The sequence below is a fragment of the Flavobacterium sp. CS20 genome (genome assembly GCF_018080005.1).
Taxonomy (GTDB): domain Bacteria; phylum Bacteroidota; class Bacteroidia; order Flavobacteriales; family Flavobacteriaceae; genus Psychroflexus.
Window position 1 is genome coordinate 1,908,271 of record NZ_CP073015.1, and the last position, 17,204, is coordinate 1,925,474.

Here is a 17,204-nt window from a genome sequence, read left to right on the forward strand (position 1 = left end):
TTTAGTTTTGCTTAAGATGCCGCTTTAAGCTTTTTTAGTGTAGATTTTTGCAAAGCATTTTCGACATAATTTTTAGTTACTTTTAGAGTTTTATCATCACCGTCAGGCATGTCAAACATAGCATCGGTAAGGACGGCTTCGCACAATGAACGCAGACCTCTTGCTCCGAGTTTATATTCAAGGGCTTTTTCTACAATCAAATCTAATGCACCATCTGTAAAAATGAGCTCGATATCGTCCATAGAAAATAGTCTTTCGTATTGCTTAACAATAGCATTTTTGGGCTCTGTCAAGATTCGTCTGAGCGTTTCTTTATCTAAAGGATTCATATAGCTTAAAACTGGTAAACGCCCAATAATTTCTGGTATTAGACCGTAATCTTTAAGATCTTTTGGAATGATGTATTGAAGTATGTTTTCTTTGTCAATGCCAGCACCGATTTTTGACGCACCGTAACCCACGGCTTGCATATTGAGGCGTTTAGAAATATGACGGTCAATGCCATCGAAAGCACCGCCTGCGATAAACAAAATGTTTTCGGTATCGATTTCAATAAAATTTTGGTCGGGATGTTTTCGACCGCCTTTTGGTGGTACGTTGACTGTAGTGCCTTCGAGGAGTTTCAGCAAGGCTTGTTGCACGCCTTCACCACTCACATCTCTTGTGATTGACGGGTTATCAGATTTGCGGGCAATTTTATCAATTTCGTCAATAAATACAATTCCATTTTGAGCTTTTTCAACATTGTAATCGGTCACCGCGAGAAGTTTAGTAAGTATGGTTTCAACGTCTTCGCCAACATAACCTGCTTCGGTAAGCACTGTTGCATCTACAATAGCAAGAGGTACATTGAGCATTCTGGCAATGGTTTTAGCGACTAAAGTTTTGCCAGTCCCAGTTTGTCCTACCATAACGATATTACTTTTTTGGATTTCAATATCGTCTTTTTTATTTTTAGGTTGAAGTAGTCTTTTGTAATGGTTGTAAACCGCTACGGACATCACTTTTTTGGTATAGTCTTGACCTATGACGTATTCATCCAAAAACGCTTTGATGGCTTTGGGTTTTTGAAGTTTGAAATCTTTATCAATATCGCTTTTATGGTGTGTGGTGATTTCTTCTAAAACAATGCCATGAGCTTGTTCAATACACTTGTCACAAATATGAGCATCCAATCCTGCAATCAGCAAGTTGGTTTCAGATTTTTTACGTCCACAAAATGAGCATTCAAGATTTTCTTTAGCCATTTATTCTCTTTTTAAAATTTCATCAATCATCTTATATTCTAAGGCTTCATCTGCATTCATCCAAAAATCTCTATCGCCATCTTCATAAACTTGATTGTAATCTTTACCCGTATGTTTTGAGATAATTTGATAGAGTTCTTCTTTGAGTTTTATAATTTGTTGAGCTGTAATTTGAATATCATCCGCTTGACCTTGAGCACCGCCCATAGGTTGGTGTATCATCACACGAGAATGTGGCAAACCAGAGCGTTTGTTTTCTGCACCAGCACAAAGCAAAACAGCTCCCATTGATGCCGCAATACCTGTGTTGATTGTGGCTACATCTGGCTTGATAAACTGCATTGTATCATAAATGCCAAGACCAGCATAGACGCTTCCACCTGGCGAGTTGATATAGATTTGAATATCTTTTGAGGCATCTGTAGATTCTAAAAATAAAAGTTGTGCTTGAATAATGTTAGCCACTTGATCATTGATTGGTGTGCCAAGAAAAATAATACGATCCATCATCAGTCTTGAAAACACATCCATTGCTACAGCATTCATCTGTCGTTCTTCAATGATGTTGGGCGTCATTCCCGTAGGAATCATACTCGTAATAATCTTGGAATAATAATTAGAGTTGATGCCTTGGTCTTTGGTGGCAAACTTTTCAAATTCTTTGTTTATATTCATATTGTCTTTTGTAACAGTCTATTTGTAAACTTCGTCAATAAATTTTTCATAAGTTACTTTTTTAACTTTTAGGTTAACATTTTCCTTGTAGAAATTAAGCAACTTTTGGTTTATCACTTGGTCTGAAATCTTTTTAGCTTCCTCATCTTTTTGAAGAATATTTTGTGCAATGCTGTCGAGTTGTTCTTCTGGCATATTGTCTTGGCTAAATTGTGCCAACTGCATTTTGATACGATCTTTGGTCGCATCTTTTATTTCATCAGAGGTTACTTGAAGGTCGTTGTCTTTAATAATTTTGCCTTCAATCAACTGAAATCTTAGACCTTTTTCACTTTTTTCAAATTCTTCTTTAGCTTCATCTACCGTCAATTCTTTTTCGCCAGACATCCTTAACCATTTTTGAAGAAATTCTGATGGCAAATCAAAACTTGTGTTGTCAATTAAATATTCTGAAACATCATTGAGCAATTGTTGGTCGCTTTGTTGTTCGAGTTGCTTTTCGGCATCAGATTTGATTTTTTTTCTAAGGTCTTCTTCTGTTTTAATCTCTTCGCCAGGATATATTTTTTCAAAGAATTCTTCATTGAGTTCAGCGAGGATTTCCTCATTGATTTCGCTGATATTAAAAGTTACCTCAACATTCAAGTCTTTAGCTTTTTCTTCCTCAATTCCTAAATGTTTAGCTAAGTCTGAAGTTTCTTTAAACAAACCCTTAGTTTTAAAACTTACGCTGTCATTGACTTTTGCTCCAACTAATAATTTTTGGTCTTTTTTGCTTTTAAGGTCTTCAACTTTCAAAGTGGTTTCGTGGTCAATTTCTTCGTCATCATTGACAAAAGTTCCTTGAACTAAAAATCCAGGTTGAACTTCGTTTTGAGAGACCAGCTTACCGTATTGTTTGCGAATAGATTTGATCTGATTGTCAATCATTTCTTTATCGGCTTCAATTTTAAAATGTCTTACCCCTTTTTTAGGTTTTAAGTCTATCTCAAAATCAGGTACTAAACCCAATTCAAACTCAAATTGGTAATTTTCCTTGTTCCAATCAAAATCATCTTGTTGTTTTGGAATAGGATTACCGAGAATATCAAGTTTTTCTTCAGTAATGTATTTGTTGAGTGCTTCTTGAAGCAATTTGTTAACTTCATCAACCAAAACGGCTTGACCATATTGCTTTTTGATAAGCCCTAAAGGCACGTGACCTTTTCTAAAACCAGGTATATTGGCTGATTTTTTATAGTCTTTTAAAATTTTATCGACTTTAGGTTGATAGTCATCTTTTTGAATATCAACTTTTACAACAGCGTTGAGTGAGTCTTTATTTTCGTGCTTAACATCCATAGGTTTTCTATTGAATTTTGAGTTTGCAAAAGTACAATTATTTTATGGCTTAGACAAAATCTGTTAAAGCTTTACTTTTTCTTAGATAATGCAAAAAGAAATGACTGAAAGATAGATAATAAAATACTAAAAAGCAATGCCGACCAAAACCCACTGACTTCAAAGCCACTCACCAATGCGTCGCATATCAGAATAATTAAAGCATTGATAACCAACAAGAAAAGACCAAATGTCACGATTGTGACTGGCAAAGTAAATATAACCAATATAGGTTTAACAAATAAATTAAGCAGGATTAACAGTGCAGCAACAACTGTTGCAATCAAAAAACTGGAAACATTAATCCCTGGTAGAATATTGGCTAAAACCACAACAGCAATAGCACTGAGCAGAATTTCAACAAGTGTGTTTAAAGACCTAGAGTTTCTCATAATGTGTGTAAAAATAAAAAAAACTGCTAAAGTATTGAATTTCTTTAGCAGTTTATAAAATATTTAATACGTTAAAATATGTTACAAATCAGTATTATCGCTAGTGGCAATAGTTCTGAAATCGCCTATATTAACAGTAGGAAGCGTTGAACCATAGGTTTGGTTGATGGCTTCAATACTTTTGTTAGCCACTAAAGCATAACCACGTGGCGTAAGGTGAACACCGTCAAGTGAAAACGCACCACCAGTTACAAATGTTGACGATAAAGTACCACCGTCATAAGGAATGCCAACTTCAGCTTCTTGCAACAAAGCATTGACATCCACAAAGGCTAAACCATTGGCTTGAGTCGCACTTTGAATGGTAGCGTTGTAAGCATTACGAGCGTTATTAATCATCATTTGCTCATCAACAGTTAAAACACTTTCATCGCCTAATGGAACTGTTACACCAGTAATTAAAGTGCCTTGTTCATCTAAAACATTTCCAATATTGCCAGAAGCAGTTAATGGTATCAAATCTTCGTTAGTAGCTTGACGCAATTGAGCAAGAAGGCCAGCCGTTTGAGGATCTAAATTAAAAGGCGGTGCTAACAAAAACTGACTGATATCGGTTAAACTTTCGTCGGTTAAGGTTACAAAATTTTGACCCGCTTGAAAATTGATTTGTCGTTGAGTCGCTTCTTCGGCTGAAATCAAACTAAACTGAACTAAACCAGGTAAGATTTGCTGATTATAAGTCGCAAATTGTTGGTTTAAAACATCAGCGGTTTGAGCATCAAGTGGAACTGCATTTCTGGGAACGGTAGTAAAAAAAGGAATAGAAGTAACATCAGGAATATTGTAAAGAACACCTCCAGAAGCATTAGCACTTAAGGCATTAACATAACCTGTATAAATTTGAGCAAAAACATTAGGATCGGTAATGTCAGTTGAGCCGTAAGTCGCTGGGTCAAGGTTTCCTGTTTGATCAACACCAACACCTCCAGAAGAAGCAAAGCCTAAGATATCGTTATTACCAATCCATAAGCTAAAAAAACTCGGGTTTTGAGCTACAGCATCTTCTATGACAGTAGCACTTGGCGATGAAGCAAATCTCACGAAATATGGATTAGCTATTGTGCCAACATTGCTAATGTCTCCATAGCCTGAAAGTCCAAGATGAAAGCTTTTTGCACCTGGCACGCCCATATTGTTAAAAGGCCCTTGTTGAACATTAGCAATATCTGTTTGCGGAGTCCCTGAAATATTGTCGGGAAGTGGTTGTCCAGACAGAGTAGATAAAACCAAACGCGTATCAAAACCTGGAATGGGGTTGCCATTTAGCAACAATCCACCTAAGTTATCAGCCATAAGCGGTTGATTAAATTCTCCACCACCAACTAAAGCAAATTGTTTTGCTAAAATGTTAGGAAAAGAATTCATTTGACCTTCGCGATACAGTGCGTTATCAGCAAAACCTGCTGTTAAAGAATTTCCAACGCTAACAAAATTAGAAAAGTCAGCTTCTCCAGTGTCATAAACTTCGTTGTCTTCAATAGCATTATCAAATTCAGCTTCACAGCTTATAAAAAAAACTGCTGAAAAAAGTAGTAGGTATAATTTAAATATTTTCATCATAATAATTTTAGAGTTTGTAAGAAATGCCTAATCCTGGAATAAACGTAGTACTTTTATATGTTCCACTAAATGGAACTGTTATTCCATCTTCAATATAACCATTATAAGATGCATCGACTTCGCTAAATCTTAAATATAAGAAAGATGCGTCTATAGAAAGTTTATCATTAACATCATAAGTGAATCCTGCAGTATATCCTTGAGAATCGTTTCTTGGGGTCTCAGGTGAAAAAAAGTCAGATTGGACGGGAGTTTCATCATAATAAAAACCACCTCTTAAAGTTAATTGATCCATCGCTTCGTATTGAACTCCAAATCTGTATGTACTTGCATTTTCATAATTTCTTGGATTAAATGAAGGTGAGATGTTTGGGTCATTAAAGTAAATGTCTAATGAATCGTAAGCTTCCCACATGGCTCTATTATAATCAAAAGCAAAGAGCAGTTTATCATTGAACTCGTAGGACAAACCTACGGTAAGTTCGGCAGGCATAGGCAAAGATGCATTAAAAGTAGTTTGACCGTTAGAAACTGGAACAAGCGAGGAATTAGGTATATTAGTAAAGGTAGCATCCGCGTCTTCAGCTTTAAATTCTATTTTTGATTTATAATTAAAACCGATTCTCAATTTTTCAGTTGGTGTAAACAGAAAGCTGGCATTCCATCCCCATTCGTCAACTCCACTAGCGTCAATCTCTACACTTGAACGCTCTCCATTTTCATCTGTCAAGGTTCTATTTATATTTCTTTTAAAATTAACATTGCCAATGGCATATATCGGACCTCCACCAATGCTAAAATGTTTGGATAACTTAATAGATAATATGGGTTGTATAAAAAATGCTTCTAAGTTTATGTCATTAATTAAGTGAGAACCTGGCCAATCTTTTTGCCATTCTACACGACTTCCAAAAGGTGTAGTTACAGACAGTCCAGCAGTTAGCCATTCATTGATTTTGTAACTTCCATAGAGGTAAAACGGTGTACTTACATTGTCTTCAAGTTCAGCAAATTGACCTGTATTTGTATTTTGCCATTTAGTTGAATTAAATACACCAAAACCACCAGCTGAAATGTTGAGTTTGTTCTCTAAATAAACTAATCCAGCAGGATTAAAAAAAGCAGATTCGGCGTTGTTAACTACAGCAACACCAGTATGTCCCATAGCCAAAGATCGATTGCCTTGTAAACTTACTCTATATCCACCAGCAAAAGCTTGGACAAAAGCAAAAGTTGCAAGCATAGAAATAAATAGTGATTTTTTCATAAATTGATTTTTAAGAGATAAAAATTGTATTAATCTTAATTTAACACTCCAAATTTAACATTAATTTAGAATTAACAAAGCTTTTTTTTAATTTATTATGCTTGCATAATAAAATTTATGATATAAATTTCAATGTTTCACTAAGAAAAGACTTAGGATTTTCGGCATGCACCCAATGACCAGTATTGCTTATGGTTTGGATTTTAAAGTTTCTAAAGTGCTTGTTGATCAAGTCTTTATCACCTTCTGAAATGTAATCTGAATGTTCTCCTTTTATAAATAATGTTTCCCCTTCATAGATAAAATGTTGTGGTAGAGCCTGACCGATATTTTCTTTGTTATTTATAAAGACGTCAATATTAGGTTTAAGATTTAATGTGTTGTCTTTTTCTCTTTTTAAATTTTTTAATAAAAACATCCTAACGCCATTATCATTGATTTTTTCTTTTAAAATTGCGTCGGCTTCTTTTCTCGAGGTAAGCTTGGTTTGTTGTAGGGTTTTTAAACGCTCTAAAATATCGTCGTGATGGGGTTTGTAATACCTTGGCGAAATATCTACAACAATCAAATGAGTCAGTAATTCTGGGTGTTGACATGCAAAATACATCGCCACTTTTCCTCCCATAGAATGCCCGATTAAAACTGCTTTTTTTATACCTTTATCTTTAAAATACTCATTGACATCTTTAGCCATAATTTCATAATTAAAATCTTGGCTGTGTGGACTTTTACCATGATTTCTCAAATCTAGTAAATGAACTTCAAAACCAGCTTTTGCATAAGCTTTAGATAAGGTTTTCCAGTTGTCTCCCATACCTAAAAATCCGTGAAGAATCACCATTGGCTGTCCTTTTCCTGAGATTTGTGAGTGTAGTTTCATTGTAATTTTTTTAAATAAGATTGGATAACGTTTTCTAATCCTTGGTATAAAGCTTCGCATATCAGAGCGTGACCTATTGACACTTCTTTTAAGTTTGGTATTTCTTGTGCAAAATAAGCGATGTTTTCTAAATTTAGGTCGTGTCCTGCATTAAGGTCAATATCCAATTCATTTGCTAATAGAGAAACTTGTACATAATCTTTGATAGCAGTAGCTTTGTTGTTTTTGAAATTTTTAGCATAAGCTTCTGTGTATAGCTCAACTCTATCAGTGTTTGTGGTTTTGGCATACTTTAGCATTTCTATGTCAGGGTCAACAAAAATAGACGTGCGAATGCCTGCATCTTTAAAGGTTTTAATAATATCTTTAAGGTAGTCTTGATGTTTTTTGGTATTCCAACCCGCATTTGAAGTGATAGCATCTACAGCATCTGGCACTAAGGTAACTTGAGCTGGTTTTGTTTCTAAAACCAAGTCGATAAACTTTAAGTTGGGGTTGCCTTCAATATTAAATTCAGTTTTGACTACTTTTGATAAGGCTCTGACATCTTCATAGCGAATATGTCTTTCATCAGGTCGCGGATGAACAGTGATTCCTTGAGCTCCAAAAGCCTCAATATCAATTGCTGACTGAATTACATCGGGCATATTGCCACCTCGTGCATTTCTTAAGGTTGCGATTTTATTAATATTTACGCTTAATCTTGTCATATCATAAAATTTTCTTAGCAATTACAAAAATACATTCTTATATGTTGCTATACTTATTATTTTAATTATTTTGCATTTAGTTATGAAGTTAAAAAATCACATACAAGCCACACCAACTTTAGAATTGAAAGATTCTATTCAAGACGCAAAACATTTGTTTGAACAAACAAAACGCACTTCTGTTGCTGTTTTAGACGATAAGCAATATAAAGGATTACTTTTTGATGATGATTTGGTTGATTATAAAAATGAATCACTTTTAAATCACATTAAAACTAAGCTTAAAGACATTTACCTCTTAGAAGATTTTACAATTTTTGATTGGCTAAACACAATGTCTTTATATCAAATTCAAGACATTCCTTTAATCAATTTGAATAATGAATATTTGGGAAGTTTGAATATTAATGATATCATTCTTAAATTTTCAAACACAGGTTTAAATGTAGATAAATCTAGTGTTCTTATTTTGTCTAAACCTTCAGATGAATTTAAATACAGTGAAGTTTTTCAAATTTTGGAAGCTAATGATGCAAAAGTATATGGCAGTTATATCAACCATACTGATAAAAATCAAACTGAAATAGTTGTAAACATACATCATCAAGGTCTTAACGAATTGCTTCAAAGTTTTAGACGTTACGGCTACAATATTATAAGCTTTCACCGAGAAGATCAGCATAGAGAAACATTAAAAAATAATTCTGAATATCTTTCAAAATATTTAACCGTTTAAACCTTATGAAAGTTGCAATTTTCGGTCAAGCTTTTTATCCAGATTCTGCCAAATATCTCAAACAGATCATCGCTGTTTTTCAAAAGAGAAAAATCAATTTTTTGTTTGAAAAACAGTATTTAAAACTCATTTTAAAAAACCATTATTTAGATGAAGCAAATGGGTTTAAAACTTTTGAAACCCTTGATTCTTCTTTTGATTTATTTTTCTCACTTGGTGGCGACGGCACAATTTTATCATCGGTAAAATTTGTAAAAGACATCGATATTCCTATAGTTGGCATTAATACAGGAAGACTTGGTTTTCTCGCCACAATACACAAAGATGAAGTCAGCTCGAGCATTAATGATATTTTAGATGGCGATTATAGCGTGTCTGAACGCTCACTGCTTAAAATAAAAAGCACTAACGCCCAATTTAATGCTCAAAAATTTAATTTCGCATTAAACGAAGTTACCGTCAGCAGAAAAGATACCACTTCAATGATAAGCATAGATACTTGGATAGACGACGAACACATAGGTGCTTATTGGTCTGATGGGCTTATCATAGCTACACCAACGGGGTCAACAGGATATTCACTCAGTTGCGGTGGTCCTATCATTAGCCCGCAAACCAAATCTTTTGTTCTATCGCCAATTGCACCTCACAATTTAAGTGCTCGCCCATTGGTTGTTCCAGACAAAACAAAAGTGAGACTAAAAATTGCAGGTCGAGAAGATAATTTTTTGTTATCTATGGACTCAAGGATAAATGTTCTACCACAAGATGATGAAATTATAATCAAAAAAGCTGACTTCAACATTAAATTGGTTTCCCACAAAGACAATAGCTTCTTAAAAACTTTAAGAACAAAACTGTTTTGGGGTAAAGATCATCGAAATTAAAGCAATATTTCTACTAATTATTAGTTGTATTCTACAAATTTAATTTTATGTATTCTTTGGATAACATAATTACTATATTTGCCCACTTTTTGAAAAGCCAACTAAAATATCTATAAATGAAGTTTTTAAGCTTCTTACTTTTTTTAATATTCGTATCTCATAATATAGTAGCTCAAACCTATGAAATTGGACCGATGTTGGGTAGCACAACATTTGTTGGAGATGTAGGGTCAACGCAAGTTTTAGGCTTTGATGAATATGCAAAAAAAGACAAAATATCATATGGCTTATTGTTTAGATGGAACAGAAGCAACAGGCATTCTTTTAGGTTTTCAGCTATGAGAATTCAAACATTTGGAATAGATAACGATTCAAACATCCCTGAAAGACAAGCAAGAAATTTAAGCTTTTTTACAGATATTAATGAAATATCAGTAGGTCTAGAATACACGTTTTGGGAGTGGGATTTGCACGCCCTCAAAAGACCTCAGCTTGTCCCATATTTATCAACAGGAATAGCTTATTTTTTTACAGATCAATTTGCTAGAGCTGGAGATGAATTGATCAAAGTCGATAACCTTAATAATTTTGCTCTACCGCTAACAATAGGAGTTAAAACAACATTAGGAAGAAAATTTGTGCTATCCGCTGAATTTTCAGCTCGATATACATTTTCAGACAACATAGACGGCAGTGCACCATCAGAATTAAACAACGAAAATGCTTTCCCTGCTTTTGGTAATTCTAATTCAAACGATTGGTATATATTTGCAGGGTTTTCAATAACCCGTACCTTTGGCAGAAAACCGTGTTACAATTGCAAATTTTAATATGACTGAACTCAAACTTGACAAATCCAAAATACCAAAACACGTTGCCATTATTATGGACGGCAATGGTCGATGGGCAAAAAACAAAGGATTTAAAAGAGTAATTGGTCATGAAAAAGGCACGACTACCGTCAATAAAATTGTAGAAGCTTGTGTAGAATTAGGAGTTGAATATCTTACACTATTTGCCTTTTCAACTGAAAATTGGCAAAGACCAAAATACGAAATCAATAGCTTGATGAAACTCTTATTATCGTCTTTAAGAAAAGAGCTCAATAATATGCATGACAAAAAAATTAAGCTATCAGCTATCGGCAACACAGCAAAACTTCCTGAAAAAGTCAAAAAACAACTCGAAGAAGTAAAAGATGCTACAAAAAACTATGATAAGCTAAAGTTAACCCTAGCTTTAAGCTATGGTTCAAGAGAAGAAATCATCAATGCCGTAAAAAAAATAAGTCAAAAAGTTAAAAATAATTTAATTGACATCAACACTATAGATGATTCAACCATAAATACACATCTTTACACCCATAATTTGCCAGATGTAGATTTGCTAATAAGAACAAGCGGAGAACAACGAATTAGCAATTTTATGTTATGGCAAATTGCATATGCAGAACTATATTTTTGTAAAGAGCTTTACTATGATTTCACAAAAGAACATCTTTTTGAAGCCATTAATAATTTTCAGAAAAGAGAAAGAAGATTTGGAAAAACAAGTGAACAACTTAAATAACAGCCTCAAAATATTTTTATTTTTTGCTTGTGTTGTTTTATTTACAACGCATTCAATGGCTCAAGACGTATCCCTGTCTGGTGGTAAAAAATACACCATCGGAAGCATAACTGTAACTGGAGCCAATTCCTACAATGAAAAAACAGTGATTGCTTTTACTGGATTAAAAAAAGGAGATGAAATATACATTCCAGGCAAAAAGCTAAGTGAAGTTTTAGAAAAACTATGGGATTTAGTACTGTTTAGCGATATTAATTTTTACTTGACCAAAGTAGAAGACAACGTCGCTCATTTAGAGTTAGAAATAAAAGAAGTTCCTAAGCTTGTAGATGTTAAAGTACGTGGTATAAAAAAGAAAAAAAGGAAAAAAATAATCACTGACAATCAACTGACCAAAGGGAAAAAAGTTACTGAAAATCTTATAGCCAACACAAAAAACAACATTGCAAAAAACCTCAGAAAAAAAGGCTTTCTCAATGCAGAAGCAAAAATAAATACAACTGAAGTTAAAGATTCATTAGATCAAACAATCGGTGTAAATATGAACATCAATGTTCTCAAAGGAGACAAAGTAAAAATTAAAAACATTAATATAAAAGGTAACGAAAAACTTTCTGATGGAAAAATCAGAAAATTTATGAAAAATACTAAGCAGAAATTTTTGCCTAGGTTTTGGAAACGCTCTAAACTGATTCCTGAAGATTTTGAAGCCGATAAAGATAATATCATAAAACAATACAACGAAAGAGGATATCGAGATGCCAGAATTGTTTATGATTCGGTAGTTAAAAAAAATGATAAAGAAATTGAAATCACTTTAAAAATTAACGAAGGAGACAGATACTACTTTGGAGATATCAGTTTTGTTGGAAATTCGGCCTATTCAGACGAAGAGCTATCTAGACTTATTGGTATCAAAAAAGGAGACCCTTATAATGGTGTGTTGTTTCAAGAAAAAATAGCAGATGGCTCAAAACCCGACGCTCAAGATTTAACCAATCTCTATCAAAACGATGGCTATCTTTTTTCTCGCATTGTACCAGTTGAAACTAAAATTTATAACGATACTATTGATTATGAAATCCGAATAAGAGAAGGAAAAATTGCTTACTTTGACGAAGTCTTGATTACAGGAAATGACAGAACCAACGACAATGTGATTTATAGAAATTTGCTAACTCGACCTGGTCAGCGATACAGCAGACAAGCCATTATGTCAACCATTAGAGAGTTGGGTCAATTAGGTTTTTTTGACGCTGAAAAGCTTCAGCCTAAGATTAAAAATCCAAACCCCAAAGAAGGAACCCTTGATATTGAATTTCCAGTTATAGAAACAGGTAGCGACCAAATAGAACTTCAAGGTGGTTATGGTGGTGGTGGTTTTATAGGAACTTTAGGTTTAAGATTTAACAATTTTTCTATCAAAAATATTTTTAATGGAGAAGCTTATAAGCCTGTACCAATGGGTGATGGACAATCTATATCTATTCGTGCTCAGACCAGTCAATCCTATAGGGTATATAGCTTATCATTTGTTGAACCCTGGTTAGGCGGCAGAAAACCTGTTCAGTTTTCAGTCTCACTTTCACAGACTACACAATTTTTATTCAATCCTTTTACTAGAAATGCTGATAAAGATAGAAAGTTTTCAATTACAGGAGTAAGCGTCGGCTTTGCTAAACGCCTTCAAGTCCCTGACCGATATTTTACATTTTCTTCAGCCGTTAGTTTTCAACACTTTAACTTAGATAATTTTAATGTGGGGTTATTTCGATTTCCTAATGGAAGTTCAAACAACTTAGCTTTCACATTAGGTCTAACTAGAGATAACACATTTTCAAACCCGATTTATCCCAAAGGTGGATCAAGATTTGGTGTTACTGCAAAATTCACCCTTCCATACTCAGCATTTGATGGAAGAGACTATGGAAAAATTCAAGAAGAGCGTGAAGTTGCCTTAGAAAATAATGATGAAGCCGAACTTGCAAGAATTGATCAATTACGCTTTGATTGGTTAGAATTTTACAAAATTAAATTCAATGCAGAATGGTTTAATAAACTCTATGACGATTTAGTGCTGAGAACCAATGTAGAATTTGGCTTTTTAGGAGCATACAACAATGACAGAGGCATTCCACCATTTGAAAGATTTTTTGTAGGTGGTGATGGCTTAGCTGGCGTTACACTTGATGGACGAGAAGTTATACGTTTAAGGGGTTATCCTAATCAATCTATCATACCAAAATCAAGGACTAACATCAGTGAAGAATCATTTAATGATGGTGCAACAATTTATAATAAATTTACGTTAGAGTTAAGGTATCCTATAACCTTAAACCCTAGTGCATCAATATATGGACTTACATTTTTAGAAGGTGGTGCGACATTCGATAATTTTAAAGACTTTTCACCTTTTGAGTTAAGTCGCTCTGCTGGCTTAGGATTGCGTATATTTATGCCTGCATTTGGACTTTTAGGCATTGATTTTGGATACGGATTTGACCCAATACCAGGAACTAACACAGGTCCAAATGGTTGGGAAACACATTTTATAATAGGACAACAATTCTAGACTTATGTTGATATTTGGATCTAATACTAAAACAATTTTAATAGCAATTTTTACAATTGTCGTTGCCCATTCTACCGTCAATGCTCAAAGAGGACTCAGGATAGGCTATGTAGATATGACATATATTCTTGATAATATTCCCGAATATCGCCAAGCCTCGCAAATGCTTGATCAAAAAATTCAAGAGTGGAAAAGTGAAATAGCACTAAAGCAGACTAAAATAGATAATCTTAAAGAACAACTCGAAAATGAAAGACCACTTCTCACTCCAGAGCTTATTGAAGAAAAAGAAGATGAAATAAATTTTTTGCAACAGCAACTTTTAGATTATCAAGAAACAAAATTTGGTGCGTCTGGTGAGTTTATCGTTCAAAAAAGACAACTCATACAACCTATTGAAGATCAGGTTTTTAATGCCGTTCAGGAAATCGGAAACATACGTGAGTATGACTTCATTTTTGAAAATTCTGCAGAAGCTTTATTGCTCTTTTCAGCAGAACGGCACGATATTAGCGACAGAGTATTGAAAATGATAAATAGAAGTGCTCGTGATAGTCGCAGAGAAAATAAACTCGACGAAAAAAAGAAGAACAAGAAAAAAACCCGCTTCAAGAAATTGCTAATGAACCCTATAAATCTGTAAAAGACGCCAAAGCAGATGAAGAAAAAGAAAAAGAAAGACAAAAGCAAATATCCGAACGCGAAAGACTTAGAGATTCTATTAGAGAAGCTAGAGAAAAAGTAAGAGACTCCATAAGAAATGCAAGACAAGAAGCATTTGAAAAAAGAAGACAAGAGGCACAACACAGAAGAGACTCCATAAGAAAAGCTAGAGAAAATAATAAATAATAATCTAAAATAAATTCTAACAATAAAGTAAACCATTAATTATGAAATCAATTAACACTATTTTTTTGACTTTAGCCATAGTTTTAGGACTAGTAGGCAATGTGAATGCGCAATCTAAAATTGCTCACATAAATACACAAGATTTTATTGAATCTATGCCAGCATACCAAGATGCGATGAAACAAATTAAGCAAGTAGAAGAAACTTATTCTGCCGAAATTGATGAACTCTTAAAAGAAGCTCAGAAGAAAAACGAACGCTATAAAGCTGAGGCTCCTACCAAGACAGACGAACAAAATCAGGCAAGGATGCAAGAGCTTCAAGAGATGCAAAACTCTATCAGGGAATACAACCAAACCGCTACTAGAGAAGTGCAAAAAAAGAGAGAAGAATTAATGAGACCAGTACTTGAAAAAGCGAGAAACATCATTCAAAAAGTTGCTCGTGACAAAGGCTTTGATTATGTTTTAGATTCATCTATAGGTTCAGGTGTACTTCTAGCTGATGGATACGATTTATTAGATGATGCAAAAGCAGAACTTTCAAAATAATAAACCGATAGATATTTGTTATTTTAAGCCTCAGTTAATTTGAGGCTTTTTTTTATTATGTCAAACCTAAATTCACCCATTGGAATATTCGATTCTGGACTAGGCGGTCTGTCTATTTTAAGTGAAATTCACAAGCAACTGCCCAATGAAAAATTAATTTATTTTGCTGATAGTGCTAATGCTCCTTATGGAGAAAAAACAGAACAGGAGATTGTAAACTTATCCATCAAAAACACCCAGTTTTTAATTAATAACTCCTGCAAGATAATTGTTATAGCCTGTAACACCGCAACGACTAACGCCATACATGTATTAAGAGAAAAATTTGATATCCCATTTGTAGGTATAGAGCCAGCTATTAAACCAGCGACTTTTCAAAGCTTATCCAAAAAAATTGGTGTTTTAGCGACCAAAGGTACACTATCGAGCAAGTTATTTTATAAAAATGCTTCATTGCTTAAACAAGAGACAGAAATTATTGAAGTTGTTGGACGAGGAATTGTTGAAGCTATAGAAAACAACTGCACCAACACAAAAGATTTTAATAATCTCTTAAAAAAACAACTAGAAATTTTTATAAAAAATGAGATTGATTATCTAGTCTTAGGATGTTCTCACTACTCTTTTATTACCAAAAATATTGAAAAAATTATGGGTGAAAACGTTAAGATAATAGACTCTGGTTTTGCCGTAGCTAAACAAACCAACAAAATTTTAGACCTCACTAATTTAAGAAAAAAAACAAACCATAATCTAAAAATTGATATCTACACCAACAAAACATCAATAGATGCTTTAAAAAATGTATTGCACTACCTTAACCTAAATATCAACGATATTAATGTCTATTAATAATTTACAGCTGGGCAATTACATTTATACTTTTCACTTCTCTTACCAAAATTATAGCCAAGTGTAAGTTGATGAAAACCAGAATTTGTCAAGACAATGTCATTAGTTTGATAAGTATATGTATAAGCTATCACAAATCTATTATTAAAAGTGAAACCTAAAAAAGGTGAAATATTACTTAATTTTTGACTGTCAACAGATGTACCATCTGAACTATATTCTGCACCATCAAAGCTTCCTCGATAAGACAAGCCACCCCAAACTCGATTATTGTTTTCTAACTCATAGAATACTTTTGCGTTGATATCGATATTGGCTTCTTCTGTAAATTCTTTATATTGGAACATAAAAGAAGGCTGTAAAGACCATTTTGGATTTCTTAAATAAAAATTATAACCTGATGAAATAAGGTATTGTCGCTGATTATCGTTTTCAAATCTCTCACTGAATATCTGTCTATCTTGATTAATTATGTTCTTGACTGTAGTATGGATGAAAAAATCTTGATAATTATAAGAAACTCCTATATCAACATTAAAAAAAGTTTCAGATTGTTCTACTCCATAAATTATAGGATCAGGATTATTAACAATATCTATATCTGTTTCATCTAAAGATTCTTCTATAACTCCAATGCTAGCACCAAATGATAATTGATTTAATACTGAATTTCTACCCGTTAACTGAAGATGATAAGCAAAAGTAAGATATCCTCCAACTTGAGAAAATCGACCGTTTGCATCATTAAAAAATATACCACCTAATCCAACATTTTCCCCAGCTCTAAAGTTTGCACTAATCGTTTGTAAATTAGGAGCATCATCAACATCAAACCATGCTTGACGCCCTGTTACTCTTATTTTATCGTAGTTTGAAGCTCCTGCCATAGACGGATGTATTAAATACCAATTATCGGTTAAATAATCCTTGTAAATTGGTAACCCTCTTTCTTGAGCATTAGATAAACTATAAAACCCTAATGCTATTAAAACTATAATTATTTTTTTCAATTTCATA

General features: G+C 33.6%; 18 protein-coding genes. 9 read left to right on the forward strand and 9 right to left on the reverse strand.

Translation table 11 applies throughout. The features are described from left to right. Positions 1-11: 11 nt before the first annotated feature. The 4 genes from clpX to IGB25_RS09030 all read right to left on the reverse strand — a co-directional run bounded on the left by clpX (position 12) and on the right by IGB25_RS09030 (position 3,619). Positions 12-1,247 carry an ATP-dependent Clp protease ATP-binding subunit ClpX gene (clpX, locus tag IGB25_RS09015; protein ID WP_211064722.1) on the reverse strand — a complete coding sequence of 412 codons (1,236 nt, stop codon included), beginning with the start codon at positions 1,245-1,247 and terminating at the stop codon, positions 12-14. Beyond that, positions 1,248-1,922 carry a ClpP family protease gene (locus tag IGB25_RS09020; RefSeq protein WP_211064723.1) on the reverse strand — a complete coding sequence of 225 codons (675 nt, stop codon included), beginning with the start codon at positions 1,920-1,922 and terminating at the stop codon, positions 1,248-1,250. Positions 1,923-1,940: 18 nt separating this feature from the next. Continuing rightward, positions 1,941-3,263 carry a trigger factor gene (gene tig / locus IGB25_RS09025; protein WP_211064724.1) on the reverse strand — a complete coding sequence of 441 codons (1,323 nt, stop codon included), beginning with the start codon at positions 3,261-3,263 and terminating at the stop codon, positions 1,941-1,943. 71 nt (positions 3,264-3,334) lie between these two features. Next, entirely contained in the window at positions 3,335-3,619 is a 285-nt protein-coding gene (locus IGB25_RS09030) for a phage holin family protein (protein ID WP_247653744.1), read from the reverse strand. Between IGB25_RS09030 and IGB25_RS14925 the strand changes: the two genes are divergently transcribed. After that, complete coding sequence (locus tag IGB25_RS14925; protein ID WP_247653777.1) at positions 3,504-3,752, forward strand: hypothetical protein; 249 nt, start codon at positions 3,504-3,506, stop codon at positions 3,750-3,752. The two genes, IGB25_RS09030 and IGB25_RS14925, sit on opposite strands and share 116 nt — an antisense overlap. A 23-nt stretch (positions 3,753-3,775) precedes the next feature. On the opposite strand, the gene IGB25_RS09035 is transcribed toward IGB25_RS14925, so the two are convergent. From IGB25_RS09035 to IGB25_RS09050, 4 genes are all read right to left on the reverse strand, one after another. Further along, positions 3,776-5,311, reverse strand: coding sequence for a G-D-S-L family lipolytic protein (locus IGB25_RS09035; protein ID WP_211064726.1), 1,536 nt, complete (start codon positions 5,309-5,311; stop codon positions 3,776-3,778). A gap of 10 nt (positions 5,312-5,321) precedes the next feature. Next, positions 5,322-6,581: an OmpP1/FadL family transporter gene (locus tag IGB25_RS09040; RefSeq protein WP_211064727.1), complete on the reverse strand. Its 1,260-nt coding sequence runs from the start codon at positions 6,579-6,581 to the stop codon at positions 5,322-5,324. A gap of 115 nt (positions 6,582-6,696) precedes the next feature. Further along, the gene (locus IGB25_RS09045) at positions 6,697-7,461 is read right to left on the reverse strand and encodes an alpha/beta fold hydrolase (protein WP_211064728.1); all 765 of its coding nucleotides are present in this window, start codon (positions 7,459-7,461) and stop codon (positions 6,697-6,699) included. After that, a complete protein-coding gene (locus IGB25_RS09050; protein ID WP_211064729.1) occupies positions 7,458-8,171 on the reverse strand; it encodes a pyridoxine 5'-phosphate synthase in 714 nt (237 codons plus the stop codon). Before IGB25_RS09050 ends, IGB25_RS09045 begins: the two co-directional genes overlap by 4 nt. An 82-nt stretch (positions 8,172-8,253) precedes the next feature. Between IGB25_RS09050 and IGB25_RS09055 the strand changes: the two genes are divergently transcribed. From IGB25_RS09055 to murI, 8 genes are all read left to right on the forward strand, one after another. Next, entirely contained in the window at positions 8,254-8,907 is a 654-nt protein-coding gene (locus IGB25_RS09055) for a hypothetical protein (protein ID WP_211064730.1), read from the forward strand. A 5-nt stretch (positions 8,908-8,912) separates the two neighbouring features. After that, positions 8,913-9,794 carry an NAD kinase gene (locus IGB25_RS09060; protein ID WP_211064731.1) on the forward strand — a complete coding sequence of 294 codons (882 nt, stop codon included), beginning with the start codon at positions 8,913-8,915 and terminating at the stop codon, positions 9,792-9,794. A gap of 116 nt (positions 9,795-9,910) precedes the next feature. Next, a complete protein-coding gene (locus IGB25_RS09065) occupies positions 9,911-10,624 on the forward strand; it encodes a DUF6089 family protein (RefSeq protein WP_211064732.1) in 714 nt (237 codons plus the stop codon). 1 nt (position 10,625) lies between these two features. Next, positions 10,626-11,363 (forward strand): isoprenyl transferase, encoded by a 738-nt coding sequence (locus IGB25_RS09070; protein ID WP_211064733.1) that lies wholly within the window; start codon positions 10,626-10,628, stop codon positions 11,361-11,363. Then, positions 11,296-13,935 carry an outer membrane protein assembly factor gene (locus IGB25_RS09075; protein WP_371815888.1) on the forward strand — a complete coding sequence of 880 codons (2,640 nt, stop codon included), beginning with the start codon at positions 11,296-11,298 and terminating at the stop codon, positions 13,933-13,935. Before IGB25_RS09070 ends, IGB25_RS09075 begins: the two co-directional genes overlap by 68 nt. A 4-nt stretch (positions 13,936-13,939) precedes the next feature. Next, positions 13,940-14,578 carry an OmpH family outer membrane protein gene (locus IGB25_RS09080; protein WP_247653468.1) on the forward strand — a complete coding sequence of 213 codons (639 nt, stop codon included), beginning with the start codon at positions 13,940-13,942 and terminating at the stop codon, positions 14,576-14,578. Between the two features lie 247 nt (positions 14,579-14,825). Then, the gene (locus tag IGB25_RS09085) at positions 14,826-15,335 is read left to right on the forward strand and encodes an OmpH family outer membrane protein (RefSeq protein ID WP_211064735.1); all 510 of its coding nucleotides are present in this window, start codon (positions 14,826-14,828) and stop codon (positions 15,333-15,335) included. 57 nt (positions 15,336-15,392) lie between these two features. Then, positions 15,393-16,187, forward strand: coding sequence for a glutamate racemase (gene murI / locus IGB25_RS09090; protein ID WP_211064736.1), 795 nt, complete (start codon positions 15,393-15,395; stop codon positions 16,185-16,187). Here the strand turns inward: murI and IGB25_RS09095 are convergent. Further along, positions 16,184-17,203: a type IX secretion system membrane protein PorP/SprF gene (locus IGB25_RS09095; protein ID WP_211064737.1), complete on the reverse strand. Its 1,020-nt coding sequence runs from the start codon at positions 17,201-17,203 to the stop codon at positions 16,184-16,186. The two genes, murI and IGB25_RS09095, sit on opposite strands and share 4 nt — an antisense overlap. Position 17,204: the final 1 nt, after the last annotated feature.

What these genes read in the sequence shown, in the direction of transcription:
- clpX (WP_211064722.1), bottom strand. Translation starts at nt 1,247, where the DNA reads ATGGCTAAAGAAAATCTTGAATGCTCATTTTGTGGACGTAAAAAATCT.
- IGB25_RS09085 (WP_211064735.1), top strand. Translation starts at nt 14,826, where the DNA reads ATGAAATCAATTAACACTATTTTTTTGACTTTAGCCATAGTTTTAGGA.
- IGB25_RS09065 (WP_211064732.1), top strand. Translation starts at nt 9,911, where the DNA reads ATGAAGTTTTTAAGCTTCTTACTTTTTTTAATATTCGTATCTCATAAT.
- tig (WP_211064724.1), bottom strand. Translation starts at nt 3,263, where the DNA reads ATGGATGTTAAGCACGAAAATAAAGACTCACTCAACGCTGTTGTAAAA.
- IGB25_RS09035 (WP_211064726.1), bottom strand. Translation starts at nt 5,311, where the DNA reads ATGAAAATATTTAAATTATACCTACTACTTTTTTCAGCAGTTTTTTTT.
- IGB25_RS09070 (WP_211064733.1), top strand. Translation starts at nt 10,626, where the DNA reads ATGACTGAACTCAAACTTGACAAATCCAAAATACCAAAACACGTTGCC.
- IGB25_RS09080 (WP_247653468.1), top strand. Translation starts at nt 13,940, where the DNA reads ATGTTGATATTTGGATCTAATACTAAAACAATTTTAATAGCAATTTTT.
- IGB25_RS09060 (WP_211064731.1), top strand. Translation starts at nt 8,913, where the DNA reads ATGAAAGTTGCAATTTTCGGTCAAGCTTTTTATCCAGATTCTGCCAAA.
- IGB25_RS09095 (WP_211064737.1), bottom strand. Translation starts at nt 17,203, where the DNA reads ATGAAATTGAAAAAAATAATTATAGTTTTAATAGCATTAGGGTTTTAT.
- IGB25_RS09045 (WP_211064728.1), bottom strand. Translation starts at nt 7,461, where the DNA reads ATGAAACTACACTCACAAATCTCAGGAAAAGGACAGCCAATGGTGATT.
- IGB25_RS09020 (WP_211064723.1), bottom strand. Translation starts at nt 1,922, where the DNA reads ATGAATATAAACAAAGAATTTGAAAAGTTTGCCACCAAAGACCAAGGC.
- murI (WP_211064736.1), top strand. Translation starts at nt 15,393, where the DNA reads ATGTCAAACCTAAATTCACCCATTGGAATATTCGATTCTGGACTAGGC.
- IGB25_RS09050 (WP_211064729.1), bottom strand. Translation starts at nt 8,171, where the DNA reads ATGACAAGATTAAGCGTAAATATTAATAAAATCGCAACCTTAAGAAAT.
- IGB25_RS09055 (WP_211064730.1), top strand. Translation starts at nt 8,254, where the DNA reads ATGAAGTTAAAAAATCACATACAAGCCACACCAACTTTAGAATTGAAA.
- IGB25_RS09040 (WP_211064727.1), bottom strand. Translation starts at nt 6,581, where the DNA reads ATGAAAAAATCACTATTTATTTCTATGCTTGCAACTTTTGCTTTTGTC.